The following is an 18403-nucleotide window of genomic DNA, read 5'->3' as shown; positions in this document are numbered from 1 at the left end:
GCAAGATACCTATTTGATTGCAAGTTGCTTCATCAAAGCTTTCTGACACTCTCGTATCGTGGGTTGGTCGCTGGCATATTGTAGCGACGAACTGCCGATTTTCGATTGATCGAGGTTGTATTCTCTGATTGCGGTTGCGAAACAAATTGCCAGTGTTACGGTACGATATGATATTGAGGGGAGTAAATAAATGTCTAACCCGTTTGATGCTGAAGATGGCGAATTTTTCGTTCTTGTCAATGAAGAAGGGCAACATTCACTTTGGCCTACTTTTGCGAAAATCCCTGATGGCTGGGAGAAACGCTTCGGCCCCGATGACAAAGCAAAATGCCTCGATTATGTGAACAATTCGTGGCAAGACATGCGGCCAGTGAGCCTCATCCGGCAAATGGATGCGGATTCAGCCAGTGAAGCACCGTTGGAGTAGGTGACGTGGACGAAAGGCAGCATCAGCGTAACTGAAGCAAGCGCTACGAAGCCGAGGCAGGACTCTGCGGTCTTGTCAGAAAGCGTCGTCACGGCGTCAGTTCTTGAACTGGTGCACCGAGCCAGACAGAAAGTGTAGGCCGCCTAGCGAGTTTATCGAGGATTTCAGCAGCGGGCTTGGTCCAGACGAAGGATTCAGGGTCGGCGTTTGTGTTCCTCGAGGTAGCGTTTGATGGCAGCCTGAAGGTCGACGATGCCGCCGAAGGCGCCGCGCCGCAGCCGCTCTCGAGTGAGGATTGAGAAGAAGCCTTTAACGGCATTGAGCCAAGAGGGCGAGGTCAGTGTAAAGTGGAAGATCCACCGCGGATGACGAGCAAGTCAGGCTCTGACCTCAGATTGCTTGTGGGTGCCGTAATCTTGCATAATCGCGTGAATATCCTTCCCGGCGGGGACTTCGCGTTCGATGGTGTTGAGGAAGCGAGCGATGTCCTAATGGCGGTGCTGCTGCATGCAGCGGCCAATCACCGCGCCTTCGAGGATATTGAGGGCGGCAAACAGAGTTATGGCCCATGTCGCTTGTAGTCGCGAGTTATGGTGCTGCATGCGCCGGGCTTGAGCGGCAGGTCCGGCTGGGTGCAGTCGAGGGCCTAGATCTGGAACTTCTCGTCGATCGATAGCATCAGGGCATGGGCCGGCGGGTGCACGTAGAGGCCCACGAGGTCTTCCACCTTGGCGGCGAAAGCCGCGGCCCTCAAGCGCTTGAATGTGCGGATGCGGTGCGGCTGAAATCGGTTAGCAGCCCGAATCCGCTGGATCGTGCTCAGGGACACGCTCATCACCTTCGCCATGGCCCGTCCGGTCCGATGCGTGGCCTGCCCTGGCGGCTCAGCACAGGTCAGTGCCAAAACCTTGGCTCCCATAGCTGTGCCGGGCGGGTGTGTCTTGTCGCGCAGCAACCCTTCCACCCCTTGTTCGGCAAAGCAGGCCTGGCAGCGCCAGACTGATGGTCGACTGGTACCGGTCCGCCGCGCCACCTCCTGCAGGGTCAACCTCTGGGACGAGGCTAAAACGACCCTGGCGCGCTGGGCATGCTTAGCGCTCGACTCCGATCGGCGATGGTCGCCTCCAACCGAGCGACCTCTTCAGAATTCATGATCACGCATATAGTTTGGGTCATCCGCCCAGACTCGTACGCCGCAGCCCAATTGTGAATCACCCGCGACGATCAGTGCACTAGCTGAAGAGGCGCTCGATAAGGTTACGCCATCGGAACTTTTGGCGGTCGTGCGAGAGCGGCGCGCGACGATTGCGCGTGGTTGGGATCGCTGCATCGACCTCGGCCTTGGTGAGTGTTTCGTGCATGGAATCTGTATCATAGCCCTTGTCCGCAGGCAGCGCCTCGACCAGCTCGACCAAATTCTGGAAGTCGGGCCAAAGCCTTACACGTCGTGCTTCCGGCCGGGCGTCAGGACGAAGCAGAGCGGTCGCGTCTTCCTATTTGCGATCCGGTCATCATGGGCAATTTAGCGGAGACACATATCGCCTACGATCCGGGTAATGCGAGAGCCTGACGCTGACTTATCGCCCTCAAGCATCTTTACCCAGCCGGACAGCGAGTTAAGCGCGCCCTGAGGGACGATGAACGGCGCTTCAAGAGAACACTCTAATCTTATTCAATAGCGAGGCGCGATCACCGACGAGTTGGGCGCGGATGCGGGGCAGCGTCTGCATGTCGAGTTGTTCCTCAGTCTTCAACTCGACCAATAGCATGATCGGTCGGGTTGCCGCTTCCGCAATTGCCTCGGTATCACGGTCGTCCTTCTTCCGTGCCTTGACGTTTGGACGGACATATTCCGGCGACATCAACCGAACGGCATGGCCCTTGACCGGCCAGCGCACCTCCCATGTGATGCACTCCGCAGCAAGCCTCAATCGCCACGACGTACGCCGGCAGCGTTCCCGTATAAGTGATGACCTGTCGCACCGCATCTGTCGGTCGACGACGACCTTGCCGATCACATCCAGTCCCACCACACTGCAGCCGTTTTTGCCCAAATCAATTCCCAGAACCGATCCGCTTATGACCTTCGTTCCTTTCTCAAACGACCTGCTGTTGTGGGACAACAACGATTCAGTTGGGCGCTTTGCCCACGCTGCGCTGAACACCCGCGATACGGCTGCTTTGATACCCTCGTGTGCATCCGAGCTGACGAGTTTCACGCCACGTAAGCCCCGCCTCGTGAGGCTGCGCAAGAAGTCAGTCCAGAAGGTTTCCGATGGCCATGCCGAGAACCCCGCGCCGGCCGTCGCCGTTCACGCCGACCGCGACGGTGACCGTGACCGTGACCGAGACGATGCGACCGGCCTGACGGACCTTCAGATAGGTGGCATCGACCCAGACATACGACCAGTCGCCTTCGATAGTCCGCTCGAGGAACGCCTTGACGCGGAGTCGATCTCCTCGCGCAGCGGGTTGACCTGGCGTATCGAGATGCCCGACGTTCCCATCGCTTTCACCAAGTCGTCGACCGACCGGGTCGAGATGCCTTGGATGTGCGCCTCCTCGACAATCGCGGTCACCGCCTTTTCGGTAAACCGACGTGGTTCAAGGAAGGCCGGGAAATAACCGCCCGTCCTCAGTTTGGGGGGCCGCAACTCCACCGTGCCGGCGTGCGTCTCCCAGTCGCGCTCGCGGTAGCCGTTGTGAACCGCCCCGAGTTTGTCGGGGGCTCCAACTCCTGAGAAGGTGGGGCCATGACGAGCAAGACGACGAACAAGTTTGCGCCCGAGGTGAGTGAGCGCGCGTTACGGATGGTTTTCGATCACGAGCGGGATCATCCGTCCCGGTGGGCGACCGTGGTATCCATCGCTGAGAAGATCGGCTGCGTTCCGCAGACGCTGCATGAGTGGGTGAAGAAGGCCGAGATCGATAGCGGCAGACGCGCCGGCGTCCCCGCCGAGGTCGCCCGCAAGGTGAAGGCGCTGGAACGAGAGGTTCGAGCTGCGACAGGCCAACGAAATTCTACGTAAGGCGTCAGCATATTTTGCCAGGCGGAGCTCAACCGCCCGTTCCGACGATGATCGCGTTTATCGACGATTACCGCGATGCCTATGGGGTCGAGCCGATCTGCCGCGTCTTGCCGATCGCCCCATCCACTTACCACGAACGCGTCGCGCGGCGACAGGATCCAGCACGCCTGTCGGCGCGGGCGCGGCAGGATGTGGCCCTCAAGCCCGAGATCGCCCGCGTGTTCGCCTAGAACTTCGCGGTCTACGGCGTGCGCAAGGTCTGGCGTCAGATGATGCGGGAGGGCTTTGCGGTCGCGCGCTGTACCGTGGAACGGCTGATGCGCGAGATGGGGTTGGCAGGGGTAATCCGCGCGAAGCCGATGCGCACGACCATCAGCGACAAAACTGCGCCGTGCCCGCGCGATCACGTCAACCGGCAGTTCTACGCCCCGGCGCCGAACATGCTGTGGGTATCGGACTTCACCTATGTCGCGACATGGGCGGGGTTCGTCTACGTAGCCTTCGTCATCGATACCTACGCCAGACCGATAGTAGGCTGGCGCGCCAGCAGGACGGCACATGCCAGCTTCGCCCTGGATGCGCTCGAGCAGGCGCTTCATGACCGCCGGCCGGTCCATCGTGGCGACCTGGTTCACCACAGCGACCGCGGTTCGCAAGGCGGATTCAACCGGTCGTCGCAACGCGCTGTTTGTCGATCTGCGCAAGGCATTGGTCAAGCGCCTCGGCCGGTGTTTTCCAGCCCAGCGTTTTGCGCGGTCTGCCATTGAGCGTTGCGGCAACGGCCGCGAGCGTATCGGCGCTATGCGGGCTGAGATCGGTACCTTTCGGAAAGTACTGGCGGAGCAGCCCGTTGGTGTTCTCATTGGTGCCGCGTTGCCAAGGGCTTTGTGGGTCGCAGAAGTAGACATTCACCCCCGCGTCTACCTTCAAACGCGCGTGCTGGGCCATCTCCGCGCCCTGATCCCAGGTCAGCGTCCGTCGCAGTTCTTCCGGCAAGGTGACGATGGAACGCGTGATGGCTTTTCGCACGGCTTCGGCGCCGTGCCCCGCCAGCGCTGGCCCATTCTTGACGCCCGGCGCGACACCGTGACCTTCCATACGCGGCAGGTGCAGCAGCATCGTGAATCGCGTGGTGCGTTCGACCAACGTGCCGATCGCCGAGCTGCCGAGCCCGAGGATGAGATCGCCCTCCCAGTGACCCGGTATGGCCCGGTCATCAGCTTCGGCAGGACGCTCACTGATGAGGATCTCGGACGACACGAAGCCTTTCCCGCGCTGGCCGACCCGCGCCCGCGGCACCCGCAGAGCCCGTCCGCTTCGCAAGCACGCGCTAAGGTCGCGGCGCAGTGCGCCACGGCCCTGCACAAACAGCGCCTGGTAAATGGCTTCGTGACTGATGCGCATTCTGTCGTCGTCCGGAAAGTCGATGTGCAGACGGCTTGCAATCTGCTCCGGGCTCCATGCCTTTGACCAGCGCCGGTTCTGACGAGGCCCGTGGCGCCGCCCCTTCCAGGATACCGTTGGGCCGGTGACGGGCGCATCGCCGGGTTTGGCAACAGCTCCGCTCAACCGGTCCTCGACCCAGCGGCGTAGCGTGTCGTTGGTCGCCAGCTTGGCAACCTTGGGACGGCGCGCCGCGCGCTCGGCATGCCACTGAGCAGTCGTTGCTCGATATTCAAAATTGCCACTACGGGTCGCCGCGTTTCGTCGGATCTCGCGGGAGATTGTCGAAGCAGCTCGACCGAGCCGACGCGCGACCTCGCAAACGCCATGACCTTGGACCAACAGCAACGCGATCTCTTCGCGTTCTGCCAAGGACAAATATCTGCCCGACAAGCGTTTCGCCGAGCGCCTGAACTCCGCTGGCGGCATACCGCCTGCCTCCCGAAACCAACGGCCGCCACCCGGTTGTGACGCTCCAGCCTTCACTGCTGCTGCCTCGCTGCTCATCCCGGCAGCAACATACTCCCAGAACATTGCACGCTCATGCCGATTGGCGACCGGGGGCCTCCCTGGCGACCGCAGTTGTGATCGTGTGCACCGGTTAGATCGTCGCTTTCTGATATCCATCGCCCGCCTCCATATTCGAAGCGTTGCAACGACCGGTTGAATCCGCCCAATACGTGTCTATCAAGTACACCGAGCGGCTCGCGGAAGCCGTGATCGAGCCGTCGGTCGGCAGCGTGGGCGACAGCTACGACTGTGAGAGTATGTGGGCAGTCTGGAGAGCCTGACCCGAGCTTACGATTGACCACGTGTCATGGTGTTGATCTGTCGGCACTCCAGGCTGCACCCGAAGGGTGTGAGCCGTGACTTCATAGGAGCCTGAGGGAATGCCGTCCCGTCACAGTCCTGTCCGCTCGCATATCGCCTTCGGGTTCCACCTGCCTGGAGGACCTGTATGCCTGATATCATACCCGGCGCCATCGTCATCGGCGTCGATACTCACAAGGACGTTCACGTCGCGGTTGCCATCAACGGACTGGGTGTCCGGCTCGACACCGCATCCTTCCCGGTGACCTCCCAAGGCTACCGGCAACTCGCGGAATGGGCCACCAGCCACGGCGAGGTGCATGCCTACGGCATCGAAGGAACCGGATCCTATGGTTCCGGCCTCAGTCGGGCACTCACGGCTCAGGGCATGCGCGTCATCGAGGTCGGCCGCGTTAACCGGCAGCTCCGCCGCAGACACGGCAAGACCGACACCGTCGATGCCGAGTCCGCGGCGCGCAGCGTGCTGGCGGGCGATTCCGGGGCGCAACCCAAATCCGGCAACGGTCCCGTCGAGATGATCCGCCATCTCAAGATCGCCCGTGATGCCGCCCTTAAGGCCCGGACTCAGGCGATAGTTACGCTCAAGACCCTTCTGGTGAACGCGCCCCAAGACCTGCGCGAGCGGTTCATCGGCATTACGGGCAAGATGACGCTCGTGCGTGCGATCGCGGCACTGCGCCCGGGCATACCGACCTCGACCACCGCCTCCGCGAAAATTGCGCTGCGGGCGTTGGCCAACCGCTGGCTGATGTTGGACGCCGAAATCAAGGAGCATGAGGCCGTTCTCGAAAAGCTGGTGCGCGCTCAGGCACCGGCGCTCATGGAAGCGCCTGGCGTATCGACCGGCATCATCGCCGACATGCTCGTAGTATTGGGTGACAATCCGCAGCGGATCCGATCGGAAGTTGCCTTCGCGAAGCTCTGCGGTGTTTGCCCGGTGCCGGCATCGAGTGGCAAGACCAGCCGTCATCGCCTCAACCGCGGCGGCAACCGCCGCGCGAACGCAGCCCTCTATCGGGTGGCCTTAGTTCGCATGCGACACCATCGGCCGACCCGCGAATATATTGAGCGCCGAACCGCCGAAGGCAAATCACCCCGCGAAATCCGGCGATGCCTGAAACGTTATATCGCGCGGGAAATCTATCATCACCTCTGCGGTCGCCAGGACTCGGCCCGGCCAATATAAAAGCGCCTTGACCAACATAGGAGCATCAACGCTTTGGCCGAGACGATCAACGGTCTATACAAAGCTGAGGTGATCCACAGACGTGGGCCGTGGCGCAGCTTCGAAGCTGTCGAATATGCCACGCTCGAATGGATCGACTGGTTCAACCATCGTCGGCTGCCCGAACCCATCGGCAACATACCGCCTGCCGAAGCCGAAGATCAATATTATGCTGTCGCAGAGAACATCGATATGGCAGCGTGACTCACAACCCAAGGCCTCCGGCAGACCCGGAGCGGTTCATTGCGCTGGACGAGGCGATCACTACTCTTCTCGCTATACCCTGCGCCGGTTAGGCTGCCGACCTCCCGGTCCATCAGCAAGTGCACAGCAAAACCGATCATCTCGCGCAGGAAATCTGCATCCGCGCTCTTTCTCACCAGCGCCTGGAGGTTCGTCGTATCACTGGTCATCGAAGGTCTTCGTTGGTTGAGTTTCGCAACCCCAAACTACCCGAAAATCTACGATGGCCACCCCTCAGCTACACCACGTCGCGGGACACAACCATTGAACATCTCTGGATCAGAAAAAGAGTTCAGGATGCGAAGCGCGGCAGTTCGCCAATGATATTTGGAGATGATCCGCGGTTCACCATACCGGCCAGCCGCTTCCGAATGCCGTCTGCAAAGGCCTTAGAAGACCGCACTCGATCACTAACGCACACGATGAGAAACCTCTTGCATCACGAGCGGCAACCGCAGAATCCCGGACTAGGGCTACGTTCGACCCGAAATCACGTGGAAACGATCGCCGCTGAAAGCACCGCCGTGAATACGTAGCTTTCCGTCCGGCACCATGACCCGAAAACTCGCTGTGCCAATCCAAAATTCGGGACCGCAGGAGCCTCGATGGTGATCGAAAACGTGCCACGTTTTCCGGGTTCAAGCGTGCAGAAACGCACACTTACATCTCTGAATTCTAGAAAGTGGTCGGTAATAGAACTGAAACATTTGTAAAAGGCTTCTTTGGCACTGAACGTGAGGAGAGGCCAAAGGCCGTCGTTCGGATCGGATAAGGCCGCAATGTTCTCCATCTCGTTTGGACGACAAATCATCCTCACAACATCAAGGTCGAGGGTCGTTAACAGTTCTGCATCTATACCCACTGCCTCCACTTCCAAGGCTGAGGCCGCCACGGCGCAACAGATACCTTGTGAATGGGTGATGCTTCCGACGTAACCAGACGGCCAGATTGGCGCCCCGTTCGCGGAACGCAGTAGCGGAACGGCGGGGCCGCCGATCTGTCGCAAGGCCTCTCTCGCGCAGGTACGACCGGCCGTGAAATGGTGCCGTCGGATCTCCGCGGTACCAACGATGAGAGCCTTCTCTTCCAAAAATAATGGTCGATTGCATCCTTCAGGAACCAAAGTCGCGACGCCCACACCCGGTGGGAAGTGAGAAGCGATCTCTGTTAAGACTGCTGACCGGCCCGTTCCCTCAAAATCAGGTCCGGCATACCGGTTTGCCGCCGGATCCGCTGTCGACTCTTTGTTCGTGCCGCGTTCGCGCATACTCTGAACCACCGCGGGTTAATAGAAAGCGTTAGAGAAAGACAATGGTAATTGTCCGGATCCATAATAGCAAGAGGCAGGGCGCCCTCTTTATCGGGCAGCCCTGCTACTAACAACGCCCTCTAGCACCAACACACTAAATTCGGGATTCGTTTATTACATATCATCAGAAATCATTAGTTATCGGTCTCACGATAACATGCGATCTTTAGCAAGCGAGCGGCTAATTTGCTTCATTCTCAACTATGAGCACAGGCAGCGTCTAATCGTAATTGCCTTGGTCGGACAAAGTCGTTTGCAATTGCGCATTTACATGCACCTTTAGTTCACGCAAATCCGTATCTCATACGTGTAGAAACCGGTTGATCAGAAGGCAGGCCTCTTCGGATCCACGAAAGCTAAGCATCTCGTCGTGATTCTGTGAAATATCGTACTGCGTAAAAGTCCCAGTGATCCTTCCTTTCCAAGCTTGCCGCGGGTCCTTAGTCCGATCTGCTGCACCGATAAATAGTACCTCGCCATGGAAAACATCGGAGGAATTTTCCTCCATCAGAGCCATGTTTCGCATAATGCTAGAAAACAGATCATCACGCGTGATCATTGTAGGTGCGAGTTCGTGAACAAAATCGGTCATGATATTGCAGCGTCGCTCTTGCTCGTCGTCAAAAACGTAGGGCTCATTGCTAATTGGATAGGAATCGAGCATTATCAGCGTTGAAACTTGGTCGCTTCCTAGCGCACATGCCACTTTGTGCGCAATCGCACCGCCAAGTGACCAGCCTAGGAGATGGTAAGGTCCGCTGGGTTGAATGCACTTTATGCTGGCAACATGAAAGTTGCAGAGGGCCTCTAAGGTGAGACACTCCGGTGCGCGAGTTGACTGCAAGCCAATTATCTTCACCTCGTTCAAACCACGTGAGATCGGAACGTAGCTCCAGGCGACGCCTCCGATCGGGTGGAAGCAGAACAGGTTTTGTTGAGCCCCCCTCCCTCCCCCAAGTGGAACGATGTTCGCATACGCGTCATCAGCGGCATGACTGAGTAATGCAGTGGAGAGAAGTACAGCGGTTGGATTTTCTTGCAAGGTGGCGTGGCTCACGCGATAGCCGGTTTTATCGCGAAGAGCAGTGATAATGCGCTTTATATCTATGCGAGCGTTTGGCAGCTCAAATATGTTTTGCTCGATACTAAGTTCGGGCAATCCTAGTACGGTGCATAGTAGGTCATGCACTACAGATAAATGTGGACTGTATAAAACTGTAGACTCAATGTTGGGTTCTGATGCGTTTTGCACAGCACCATTGCCGATTACACCTATCGCCTCAAACCATTCGCATGCAAGGCTTTCTATATCGCTCGTTGCAAACAAGTTGCCCGCCCAAGTCCAGGTCGCCGTGAAAGTCGGACCGTTCTCTCCATCGGCTATAACGCTATTTACTTCCATGGCATACAGAAGCGGCATTCGAGAGTCGTTGCCGCCGCCAATTATACTTGCGTTAGCCGTAGGCACCCAGTCCGCGTCATAAGACGCATCAAATCGACCAAGATAATTGAATCCGATCTGGGAAGTTCTTGCGTGGGCCAGTTCATCGCGAGTTGTTGCATTTAGATAACGCAGCAGGCCAAAGCCGAGACCATTATCGGGGATCTGGCGGAGTTGCCCCTTCACCTTGTCGGTCGCGCTTCGCCATCCTTCAAGATTTAACGTATCGACTCGCCCTGGGTCGAGCAAAGCAGGGTACACGGTGGTGAACCAGCCAGTGGTTCGAGACAAATCAACATCGGTCGCAAAGTGCTCCCGCCCATGCCCTTCGAGATCGATGAGAACCGATGTGTCGCTTGCCATACCCATGCGCAAACGCCAGCGGCTGATCACGACGGCGAACGCTGTAAGCAGAATCTCGTTCATAGTCGCCTGTAGCAGGGCAGGCGCGCGACTGAGCAGCGGAGCGACAATTTCAGAAGGAAGCGAAAATGTAAGGGATTGAGCCGTCTCGTTAGTGTCAATCTTTTCGTCCAGCGATCGGTAGCCTAAAACAGGTTCATCTTGTTCGAGCATTGCCTTCCACATTGGTAGTTCACCGAGACGAGCGATCGAGCGGGAATTTTCGACCAACAACTTGGACCATTGCACTAGCGAAGTCCCAACGGGATCAAGCTGCGGCAACCGACCGGCGACCGCGGCTTTCCATGCGCTCTCTAGGTCAGGGAGCAGGATCCGCCATGAGACGCCGTCTACCGCCAAATGGTGGGCCACGATTAGCAACCACCCCGCCTCAGCAGTTCCGCGATCGAACCATGTCGCGAACACGTTCTCTCCAGTCATTGGGTTGAGCCGGTCCGTAGCGATGCGCTCTGCTTCTTTTACGGCCTCCTTCATTTCGATTGGGTTTGTGCATTCGTGAACTGCGAGTAGCCTACTTGCGTCGATGACCCCAACGGGCATGATTTCAGCAGTCGGAGTCAGATCGTAATCGTAAGCCACTTTGATACGTAAGCTGCTATGATGCCGCATAAGCGCATCCAATGCAGCAACAAGATCCTTCCTCTTGATGCCACTTGGAACTTTCAAAAAAACAGACTGGGTTGATTTGATACCACCGCTCCGTGCAAAGAGCCGATGCAAAATGGGGGTAAGCGGCAGCGGACCGGTTTCTCGGCCTACCAGTCTGTTGGAAACGCCGATCGGCTGTACGACAGCCGCGATCTGCCGAGCGGTGCGATATCGCAGCACGTCGCCTACATTCGTTGCAAATCCGAGCTTGCGTGCGCGGGCTACAAGCTGGATCGAAAGGATGCTATCTCCACCAAAGTCGAAGAAGCTGTCTGAGACGCCAATTCTAGGCAGGTGTAGTAGTTCACGAAATAGATCGGTGAAGATCTTCTCCTCTTTCGTTACCGGCTCGGAGCCAACATGCACCGGGATGCTTGCCGCTGGCAGTGACGATCGGTCTAGTTTTCCACTTGGCGTCAGCGGAAAACTCTCTAGCGCAACGATCGATGCTGGAAGCATGTAGGCAGGAAGTTCGTCCGCGAGCCCGATCCGGACCTCTTCGATGTCCGGGCAACGCCCCGCCTCGCCTACAACATAGGCTACGATACGCGGCGGTGATGGCGCATCGTGTCGGACCACGGCCACGGCTTGCCTTACTGTCGACTGTCGCTGCAGCGAAGCTTCTATCTCACCCAATTCGATGCGGAAGCCACGTAACTTCACTTGGCTATCGGAGCGCCCCAAGAACTCTAGTTGGCCGTCGTGACGCCATCGAACGATATCGCCTGTCCGATACATCCGAGTTCCGGGGGGCCCGAACACACACGCTACGAACCGCTCGGCAGTGAGGTCCGGTCGATTATGATAGCCGCGGGCGAGTTGGTTGCCGGTGATGTAGAGTTCCCCCTGGGTGCCCGGGGGCACCGGACGAAGCGCTGCATCCAGAACATACGTTTTTGTGTTCCAAACTGGACGCCCGATCGGTACCGACGAGGTCGCGTCACCTTCACCCATCCAGCAGGTAACATCTATTGCGGCTTCGGTTGGTCCATATTTGTTGCTAAGACGTGCCTCTGAGCGTTTACCGAAATCTTCGTATAGATCTACTGTCAAAGCCTCGCCACTGCATATCACCTCTCGGAGCATGGAGCCTCTGAAGTCGCCTATCTCATTGAGATATTCGCGTAGCATCGACGGCACGAAATGGGCGATCGTCACCCTCATCTCGTTGATAAACCTACGAAGGTAAAAAGCATCCCTGTGCCCCCCGGGACACGCCAACACGAGGGTTGCGCCTGCACTTAGTGGTGCAAATATCTCCCAAACCGAAACATCGAAGCTTATAGGTGTCTTTTGAATTACTCGATCTGCACTTGTCACCCGATACGTAGACTGCATCCATTCGAGACGATTTACGATTGCTCGATGACTAACGGCCGTCCCTTTTGGACTTCCGGTAGATCCGGAGGTGTAGATGAGATAGGCAATATTATCTTTGTAGACTCGTCGATTCCGGCTTTTTGGATCAAGTGGAACGCCGGGCATCATTGCAAGTTTTTCCTCTACCTCCGGGTCATCAATCATCAACCAAGGCAAATTGAGGCTGATATCCCTGATCGACGACGAAAGGCCGATCACCAGTGGCGGCCTAGCGTCGTTGATCATGAATTGAAGGCGCTGCCGAGGGAAATCTGGATCGAGCGGCAAATAAGCAGCGCCTGTTTTGAGAATTCCTAAAAGAACGACGATGAGCTCAATCGACCGCGGTACAGCCACCGCCACCAAATCTTCAGCGCTGATGCCACGATCCGCGAGGAGGTGAGCCATCTGGTTCGATTGAAACTCTAGTTCGGAGTAGGTAAGCGAGCGCTCTTTAAACACTACCGAAGTTGCATGAGGCGTCCAGGCGGCTTGCCTACAAAACATCTCGTGCAAGGAAAGATAGTGCGCGCCGTGTTGAGGGCTCCTGTTCCATACTTCGAGTTCTTCGCGCTCTTCGGCTAGAAGCAGGCTTATGTCAGCAGTTCTACGGCTCGGGTCCTGTACTAGCATTTCGAGGAATAGAGTCATCCGCCCTACAATCCTCTCGATCTCACGGAGAGATAGAAGGTCTGAACGATACGACGCAGAAATACCGATCAACGATCCAGGGGACACAATAATGGTTAATGGGTAGTTTGTAACATTTCCGCCGAAACCCGCGGCTGGATTGACTTGAAGCTTTTCAGCACACCCGTTCGCATGCGTGCCCACGGGGTAATTTTCGAACACCATAAGAGTATCGAAAAGTTCGCCTCCTCCCGAGAGCCGTTGAATGTCGCGAAGCCCGACATGCTGATGGGGGAGAAGTGCAACCTGCTCGCTTTGCAGCCGTCGCGCCATTTCAAGCAGGCTCTCGGTCAGGTCAAACCGAAACCGAAGCGGGATGGTGTTAATGAAAAGACCAAGCATGCGCTCTACGCCTTCGATTTCCGGAGGCCGTCCCGCAACAGTAATTCCGAACGTAATATCTGATTTTCCCGTCATGGTCTGCAGCGTAGCAGCCCAACTTGCTTGGAAGAGAGTATTAAGCGTCAGACCAGTTCGTCGCGCGAACAAATTGAGGCTTTCGGAGAGTTTGGCAGAGATGGCAACCTCATGAACAGAGGGCATTTCTGCGGCTGCCCTTTTTTCAGTGAAAAGCAGGAAGCGCTCGAACATATCCAACGCGCCCTGCCAAGCGGACTCCGATGCGTTTCGGTCCTGATTTTTAAGCCATGCAAGATAGTTGCGGTATGGGAGCGGTGGTAGAAGTTTCACTCCTCCATCCTCGTATAGATCTAGCAACTCATCCACTAAAATCGAAAACGACCATCCATCCAAAAGTATATGATGATATGTGATTAATAGCTTGTGCTCTTCCGAGCCTAGCCGTATTAGTAGAAATCGTATATTATTGGGAACTTTTAGATCAAACGGTCGACAGGCTTCATCTTTTTGTATCCTTTTACAATCTTCGCCTTTATATGACGACAGCGAGATATCGACAGTTCTCCATTCTGGCTGCGTCTCGCTTAGTACTGCTTGGACGGGCTGGCCGGAGATGCTTTCGATGAAAGCAGTGCGAAGGATTGAATGTCTAGAGACAAGGGCTGTGACGGCCCCCTTCAGGCGAAGGCTATCAAGCGGACCGGTAAGATCGAGGCCGGACTGAACATTATACAGTTCCGCCCTAAGCTCAATAAGTCTATGATAAAGCAGGCCCTCTTGAAGCGGGGTAAGGGGGAGGACCTCCTCAAGCTTTCGGGTCACATTATTACTCCCGCCAATAGGCTCGTTATGATTCGACTTTTTTTCGACAGCGGCAACACAATTAGACTCATTTTCGACGATATTTAGGATAATCAGTAAAGGTCCAATGCGACGCCTCTACTAAGTCCAAAATACGTTTGATCCAATGCGCTCTCCCGATCCGGAGACCCGTCATGTGATCGCGGGCGACGCCGCAGTTGCGACTGAAGCGCACCGCTGCAAGGGACGTAACAAGCGCTAATATAGTGCTGTTAAAATAGCTGTGCTTTAAAATCTTTTTCCTGGGTTGTCGGCCACATCTGTCATGCATCGATTTTGTCCGTACGAGGTTTTTGGCCGCATCCTTGGCCCAACTCTCCAGCCACGGACCTGTGAGTCGTGCAGTTGGTTGAAGAGTTGGACGGTAGGTATGTGGCGTAGATAGATAGGCGGTAGCAACGCTGGCCGCGGATCAGTGGGCACTGGCTTCGCTGCGGCGATGTTGGTTGTGCGCTAATCTAATCTTGATCCCCAATCGCACAGAGAAAAGCTAGACATTCGGCCGATGGAACGGCACGATCGAATTGTCCAAGGTAGCGCAAAGTGCCTGTTCGTTTCTTGGATGAAGCGGTACGTTGCTTACTTTTCTAAATACATTAGCAACTAATATTCTCACCGCCTCGCTACGGTTCGGCTGTGAGGCGTGAAGATTACGCGAGTCCAACAGCCAGACTGTTCCTGCCGGACCTACCAAGTCGATCTTTTCATATTTTTCATCATACTGGGCGATCTTTTCCGGCCTGATTTGCAGTGACAGGTCAGCTGAAGTATCGTCGTTGTTACTAGCGTTGTCGCGATTTGAGAAATCCGTTTCGTCTCTCAGGTCTTCGATGGTCATATCATGTGCGCCCAACCATGTGTAGGTGGCGCCGTTTTCCTTCGTCTGGTCGGTGAGAGCTATAAACACAGACACCATCCCTTCGGGGTCGGGGACGCCATCTAAGTAGTGCCAGAATGTAATACCTCTATGGGGGTCCCATTTTTCCCCTTTACCGTGTGCCGCTTTCGGGTTGTATTTTGTTTGGTGAAAAACAACGTCTTCGCCGAGGACCGATTGAACAGGTCCAAGTACGCGGATGTCGGTCGCGAATTCCCTGAGGCGGAGCGTTGCATTTTCCCAGCCCATTACGCTGCGGGCCTCGTTCGATCCAGACTCCCCAATAACCTTCACGTTTGCAACTGGCGATTGAAGAAGAGCGCTGAACTCAGCGACGACGGCGGAGACCTCGTCAGCATCAAATAGTACCCCAAGATTGACAATGCTGTCACGGCGAAATGTACTAAGCTTATCTTTCGTTAAGCCGTATCGAGAATTGATATCCTGAGTGTGGAGGCCGCCTTCAAACTGCGCTGTATTAGATTGTGAGTGGACCACGTTATCTCCATTACAGTTTCTAAGCAGACTGCCGCTGTTATCCGGCAACTCTACCCTAGATCGGTTCCCAAAGCCGAAGCCGTTCTGATTGACCTCGGAGCTTGTAGCTTAGATTTTGGGGATGGCGGAAGTCAATGGGGATGCTCTCGGTTGTGTGGGCCCCGGGATGCTTGACAATAGAGGCTCTTTTGCGAGGAACCCTACGAGAGGTATCAGCTCATTTAAAACGGTCTAAAATAATATATCAAGAGGTTGTGCGGGACCAATAGCGGAGTCTTTTATATCGGCTTTGTACGATCAAGTCGCGCAGCACAGCTGGAACCGCCCCGGGTTTGTCGGAGGCTCCAACTCCTTACATGAGGGTTTAGGGTCAAGGGGTTTCAATAGCCTCTAGTTTTCTAGATGCCTTCAATCCAAATTTTTCAGCCAGGAGGCGACGATGGGGAAGCTCAATCTCGGCGGTGAGTTCACGCGTGACGCGGTGGTGCAGATCACGGAGCGGGGTTACCCGGTAGCGGAGGTTTCGCAGCGCCTCGGCGTCAGCCCGCATTCGCTGTATGCGTGGAAGAAGCAGTTTGCGAAGGTGGCGTCGGGCGATGCCAGTAAGGACGCCGAGATCCGCCAGTTGAAACGCGAGTTGGCTTGGGTGGCCGAGGAGCGAGACATCTAAAAAGACCACCGCGTATTTCGCCAAGGATGCCAATTGAGATACGCCTTTGTCGCCGCGCATCAGAACCAGGTTGGTGTCCGCGCGATGTGCCGGTGCCTGGCGATCCAGCCCAGCAGTTTCTATGCCTGGCGCAAAGCGCCGCTGCGCCGGCGAGCGCAAGAAGATGCTCGGCAGATTGCATTGATCCGGCAGGCCTCAAGCGACAGCGGCAAGGTCTATGTAGTCGCTGACTTGTCCGGCGGTCATGAAGAAACTGAGCGGACGGCCGTTTGCGTCGGTCACGGCATGGAGCTTCGTGTTCATGCCACCTTTGGTGCCACCAATCAGGCGCCCGAGATCCCCTTTTTAACCCGCAGGCTCGATGCCGTGAGGTGCGCCTTCAGATACGTCGCGTCGATCATGACGGTCTTTGGATCGGCATCAGCGGCAGCCAGGCCTTCCATCATGCGGAGGAACACACCCATCTCACCCCATCGTTTCCAGCGATTGTAGCGCGTCTTGTGTGGGCCGTAGTCGCTGGGCGCATCACGCCAGCGCAGCCCATTGCGGTTCACGAAACCGATGCCGCTCAACACCCGCCGGTCGTCAACTCGCGGCTTGCCATAGCTCTTTGGGAAATATGGCCGCAGGCGCGCCCTCTGCTCCTCCGTCAGCCAGTACAGGTCGCTCATCCTCAGTCCTCACGCAGCCTGAATCAGATCGCGCCTGTTACATCAATGGGTCCTGACTCTAGATGTTTAGTCCCGACATCTAGTGGATCGGATCGACGATGAACCTGTCCGGCTCTGACGTTCAGATCTTGGCGGTGTATTCGTAAGACGTGAGGCCACTGAGCGTCTTGAGCCGACGGGCAAAATTATAGGCTGCCATTAAGTCTGCGAGGTGCACCCGCAACTGCTCGTGGCTCTCGTAATGGAAGCGTTTGACCGTTGCCTCCTTGATGTGCGGTTCATCCGCTCGACCTGCCCGTTGGTCCACGGGTGGTTCGGCTTGGTCAACCGGTGCTCGATGTCGTTCGCTTCGCAGATCATGTCGAAGCGCATTTGACGCGACCAGGCGGTGTTACGGTTGACGGCGTGCGTGGTCGTGGCGCGCCCGTGACGTACTTGTCCCATACGGCTTCCTTGCATTCCAACGAAAGGATCGCACCATCAAACCGTGGGATCAAACACATAGGGTTGTGACCGAGCTTAAGCGACTTGACAGGTTAGTAGAGTAGCTGCGAGCTTGCGCACGGCCATGAAATCGCAGTCGTATCGGTCGTTTGTAGTTTCCTATGGATTCTCGAATCTTGGCTTCACACGAGAGATGGGTCGTGGCGGCGGTGCACCCAATCTCTCGGCACGACCTTTCACGACTGCAGCATCGGGGAAGCAGGTAGCATGAACGAGCAGTTAGATAGTGCGGGTTTGTCCTCCCCCGGCGCGGAGAGTAATCGCAAGAAATTGCTTAATCTTTGGTTGCGTCGCGCAGCTGGTACGATCGCGCCTCCGATTGACGTTGCGCAACGCCCCTCGACGCTTTTGCTATCCTATGCGCAGGAACGGCTGTGGTTTCTCGAAGAGCTGGGTCATGCGGGGGCGGCATACAACATGCCGCTCAGCTTACGGCTGACCGGTGTGCTGGATACCGACGCCTTAGAGGCAAGTCTAGCCGAGCTGGTTCGGCGTCACGAGAGCCTTCGTACGGGCTTCGGCTCTGAAACGGGTAAGCCGTTCCAGTGCATTGCACCAGCGGTTGAGATGCCGCTTGCAGTGGTGGACCTGACATTGCTTGTCGCAACCGAACAGGATGCCGAAGTGCGCCGCCTCGTGCAGGCAGAGGTGGACACACCGTTCGATTTTTCTGCTGACAGCTTGTTTCGAAGGAAGCTGCTGCGCCTGTCAGGCGAGAGCCACATACTCTTGATGACCATGCATCACATTGTCTCGGATGGCTGGTCACTGGGCGTGCTCGTCCGCGAACTCGGGGCCCTGTACGAGGCCTATTCGCAAGGCCGTTCCTCACCGTTGCCCGAGCCGCGGCTGCAATATGCCGACTACGCGCTGTGGCAGCGCGACTGGCTTAAC

Annotated in this window: 9 protein-coding genes, 8 pseudogenes and 1 other annotated feature; of the genes and pseudogenes, 6 read left to right on the top strand and 11 right to left on the bottom strand. The window is 56.6% G+C overall.

Annotated elements, in window-relative coordinates; translation table 11 throughout:
- Nucleotides 1-190: 190 nt before the first annotated feature.
- Nucleotides 191-427 (top strand): MbtH family protein, encoded by a 237-nt coding sequence (locus U1763_RS20555; RefSeq protein ID WP_332756779.1) that lies wholly within the window; start codon nucleotides 191-193, stop codon nucleotides 425-427.
- An 88-nt stretch (nucleotides 428-515) separates the two neighbouring features.
- Here U1763_RS20555 and U1763_RS20550 read toward each other — a convergent pair.
- The 4 genes and pseudogenes from U1763_RS20550 to U1763_RS20535 form a co-directional block, all read right to left on the bottom strand.
- Nucleotides 516-1603 (bottom strand): annotated as a pseudogene (locus tag U1763_RS20550) (IS630 family transposase).
- Between the two features lie 56 nt (nucleotides 1604-1659).
- Nucleotides 1660-1842: a hypothetical protein gene (locus U1763_RS20545; RefSeq protein WP_332756778.1), complete on the bottom strand. Its 183-nt coding sequence runs from the start codon at nucleotides 1840-1842 to the stop codon at nucleotides 1660-1662.
- Nucleotides 1843-2076: 234 nt separating this feature from the next.
- On the bottom strand, nucleotides 2077-2592 hold the full coding sequence (locus tag U1763_RS20540; protein ID WP_503676877.1) for an IS110 family transposase: 516 nt from the start codon (nucleotides 2590-2592) through the stop codon (nucleotides 2077-2079).
- Nucleotides 2581-3129 (bottom strand): annotated as a pseudogene (locus U1763_RS20535) (IS256 family transposase); the annotation flags it as partial. The pseudogene U1763_RS20535 and the gene U1763_RS20540, both read right to left, overlap by 12 nt.
- A gap of 51 nt (nucleotides 3130-3180) precedes the next feature.
- Between U1763_RS20535 and U1763_RS20530 the strand changes: the two are divergent.
- A pseudogene (locus U1763_RS20530) lies at nucleotides 3181-4112 on the top strand (IS3 family transposase); the annotation flags it as partial.
- Nucleotides 3463-3578 (top strand) — a sequence feature (AL1L pseudoknot). Its footprint overlaps the pseudogene before it by 116 nt.
- A gap of 7 nt (nucleotides 4113-4119) precedes the next feature.
- On the opposite strand, the gene U1763_RS20525 reads toward U1763_RS20530, so the two are convergent.
- Nucleotides 4120-5526 carry an IS30 family transposase gene (locus U1763_RS20525; protein WP_332756777.1) on the bottom strand — a complete coding sequence of 469 codons (1407 nt, stop codon included), beginning with the start codon at nucleotides 5524-5526 and terminating at the stop codon, nucleotides 4120-4122.
- Between the two features lie 331 nt (nucleotides 5527-5857).
- On the opposite strand from U1763_RS20525, the gene U1763_RS20520 reads away from it, so the two are divergent.
- A complete protein-coding gene (locus tag U1763_RS20520; protein WP_332756776.1) occupies nucleotides 5858-6916 on the top strand; it encodes an IS110 family RNA-guided transposase in 1059 nt (352 codons plus the stop codon).
- A 27-nt stretch (nucleotides 6917-6943) separates the two neighbouring features.
- Nucleotides 6944-7159 (top strand): annotated as a pseudogene (locus U1763_RS20515) (integrase core domain-containing protein); the annotation flags it as partial.
- Nucleotides 7160-7197: 38 nt separating this feature from the next.
- On the opposite strand, the pseudogene U1763_RS20510 reads toward U1763_RS20515, so the two are convergent.
- From U1763_RS20510 to U1763_RS20495, 4 genes and pseudogenes are all read right to left on the bottom strand, one after another.
- Nucleotides 7198-7368 (bottom strand): annotated as a pseudogene (locus tag U1763_RS20510) (IS256 family transposase); the annotation flags it as partial.
- A gap of 320 nt (nucleotides 7369-7688) precedes the next feature.
- Nucleotides 7689-8465 (bottom strand): 4'-phosphopantetheinyl transferase family protein, encoded by a 777-nt coding sequence (locus U1763_RS20505; protein WP_332756775.1) that lies wholly within the window; start codon nucleotides 8463-8465, stop codon nucleotides 7689-7691.
- A 343-nt stretch (nucleotides 8466-8808) separates the two neighbouring features.
- Complete coding sequence (locus U1763_RS20500) at nucleotides 8809-14250, bottom strand: non-ribosomal peptide synthetase (protein WP_332756774.1); 5442 nt, start codon at nucleotides 14248-14250, stop codon at nucleotides 8809-8811.
- 529 nt (nucleotides 14251-14779) lie between these two features.
- A complete protein-coding gene (locus U1763_RS20495) occupies nucleotides 14780-15712 on the bottom strand; it encodes a phytanoyl-CoA dioxygenase family protein (protein WP_332756773.1) in 933 nt (310 codons plus the stop codon).
- 391 nt (nucleotides 15713-16103) lie between these two features.
- On the opposite strand from U1763_RS20495, the pseudogene U1763_RS20490 reads away from it, so the two are divergent.
- Nucleotides 16104-16553: pseudogene (locus tag U1763_RS20490) on the top strand (transposase); the annotation flags it as partial.
- Here U1763_RS20490 and U1763_RS20485 read toward each other — a convergent pair.
- Both U1763_RS20485 and U1763_RS20480 read right to left on the bottom strand, forming a co-directional pair.
- Nucleotides 16536-17005, bottom strand: a pseudogene (locus U1763_RS20485) (IS5 family transposase); the annotation flags it as partial. The pseudogenes U1763_RS20490 and U1763_RS20485 overlap by 18 nt on opposite strands.
- A 79-nt stretch (nucleotides 17006-17084) precedes the next feature.
- Nucleotides 17085-17371: pseudogene (locus tag U1763_RS20480) on the bottom strand (integrase core domain-containing protein); the annotation flags it as partial.
- 345 nt (nucleotides 17372-17716) lie between these two features.
- On the opposite strand from U1763_RS20480, the gene U1763_RS20475 reads away from it, so the two are divergent.
- Nucleotides 17717-18403 (top strand): condensation domain-containing protein (locus U1763_RS20475; RefSeq protein WP_332756772.1); only part of this gene is annotated, 687 nt, incomplete at its 3' end.

It is taken from the genome of Sphingomonas sorbitolis, assembly GCF_036663875.1.
In the GTDB taxonomy this organism is placed as follows: domain Bacteria; phylum Pseudomonadota; class Alphaproteobacteria; order Sphingomonadales; family Sphingomonadaceae; genus Sphingomonas.
The sequence above is the reverse complement of the archived record's forward strand: the minus strand, read 5'-3'. Positions and strand labels throughout refer to the sequence as shown.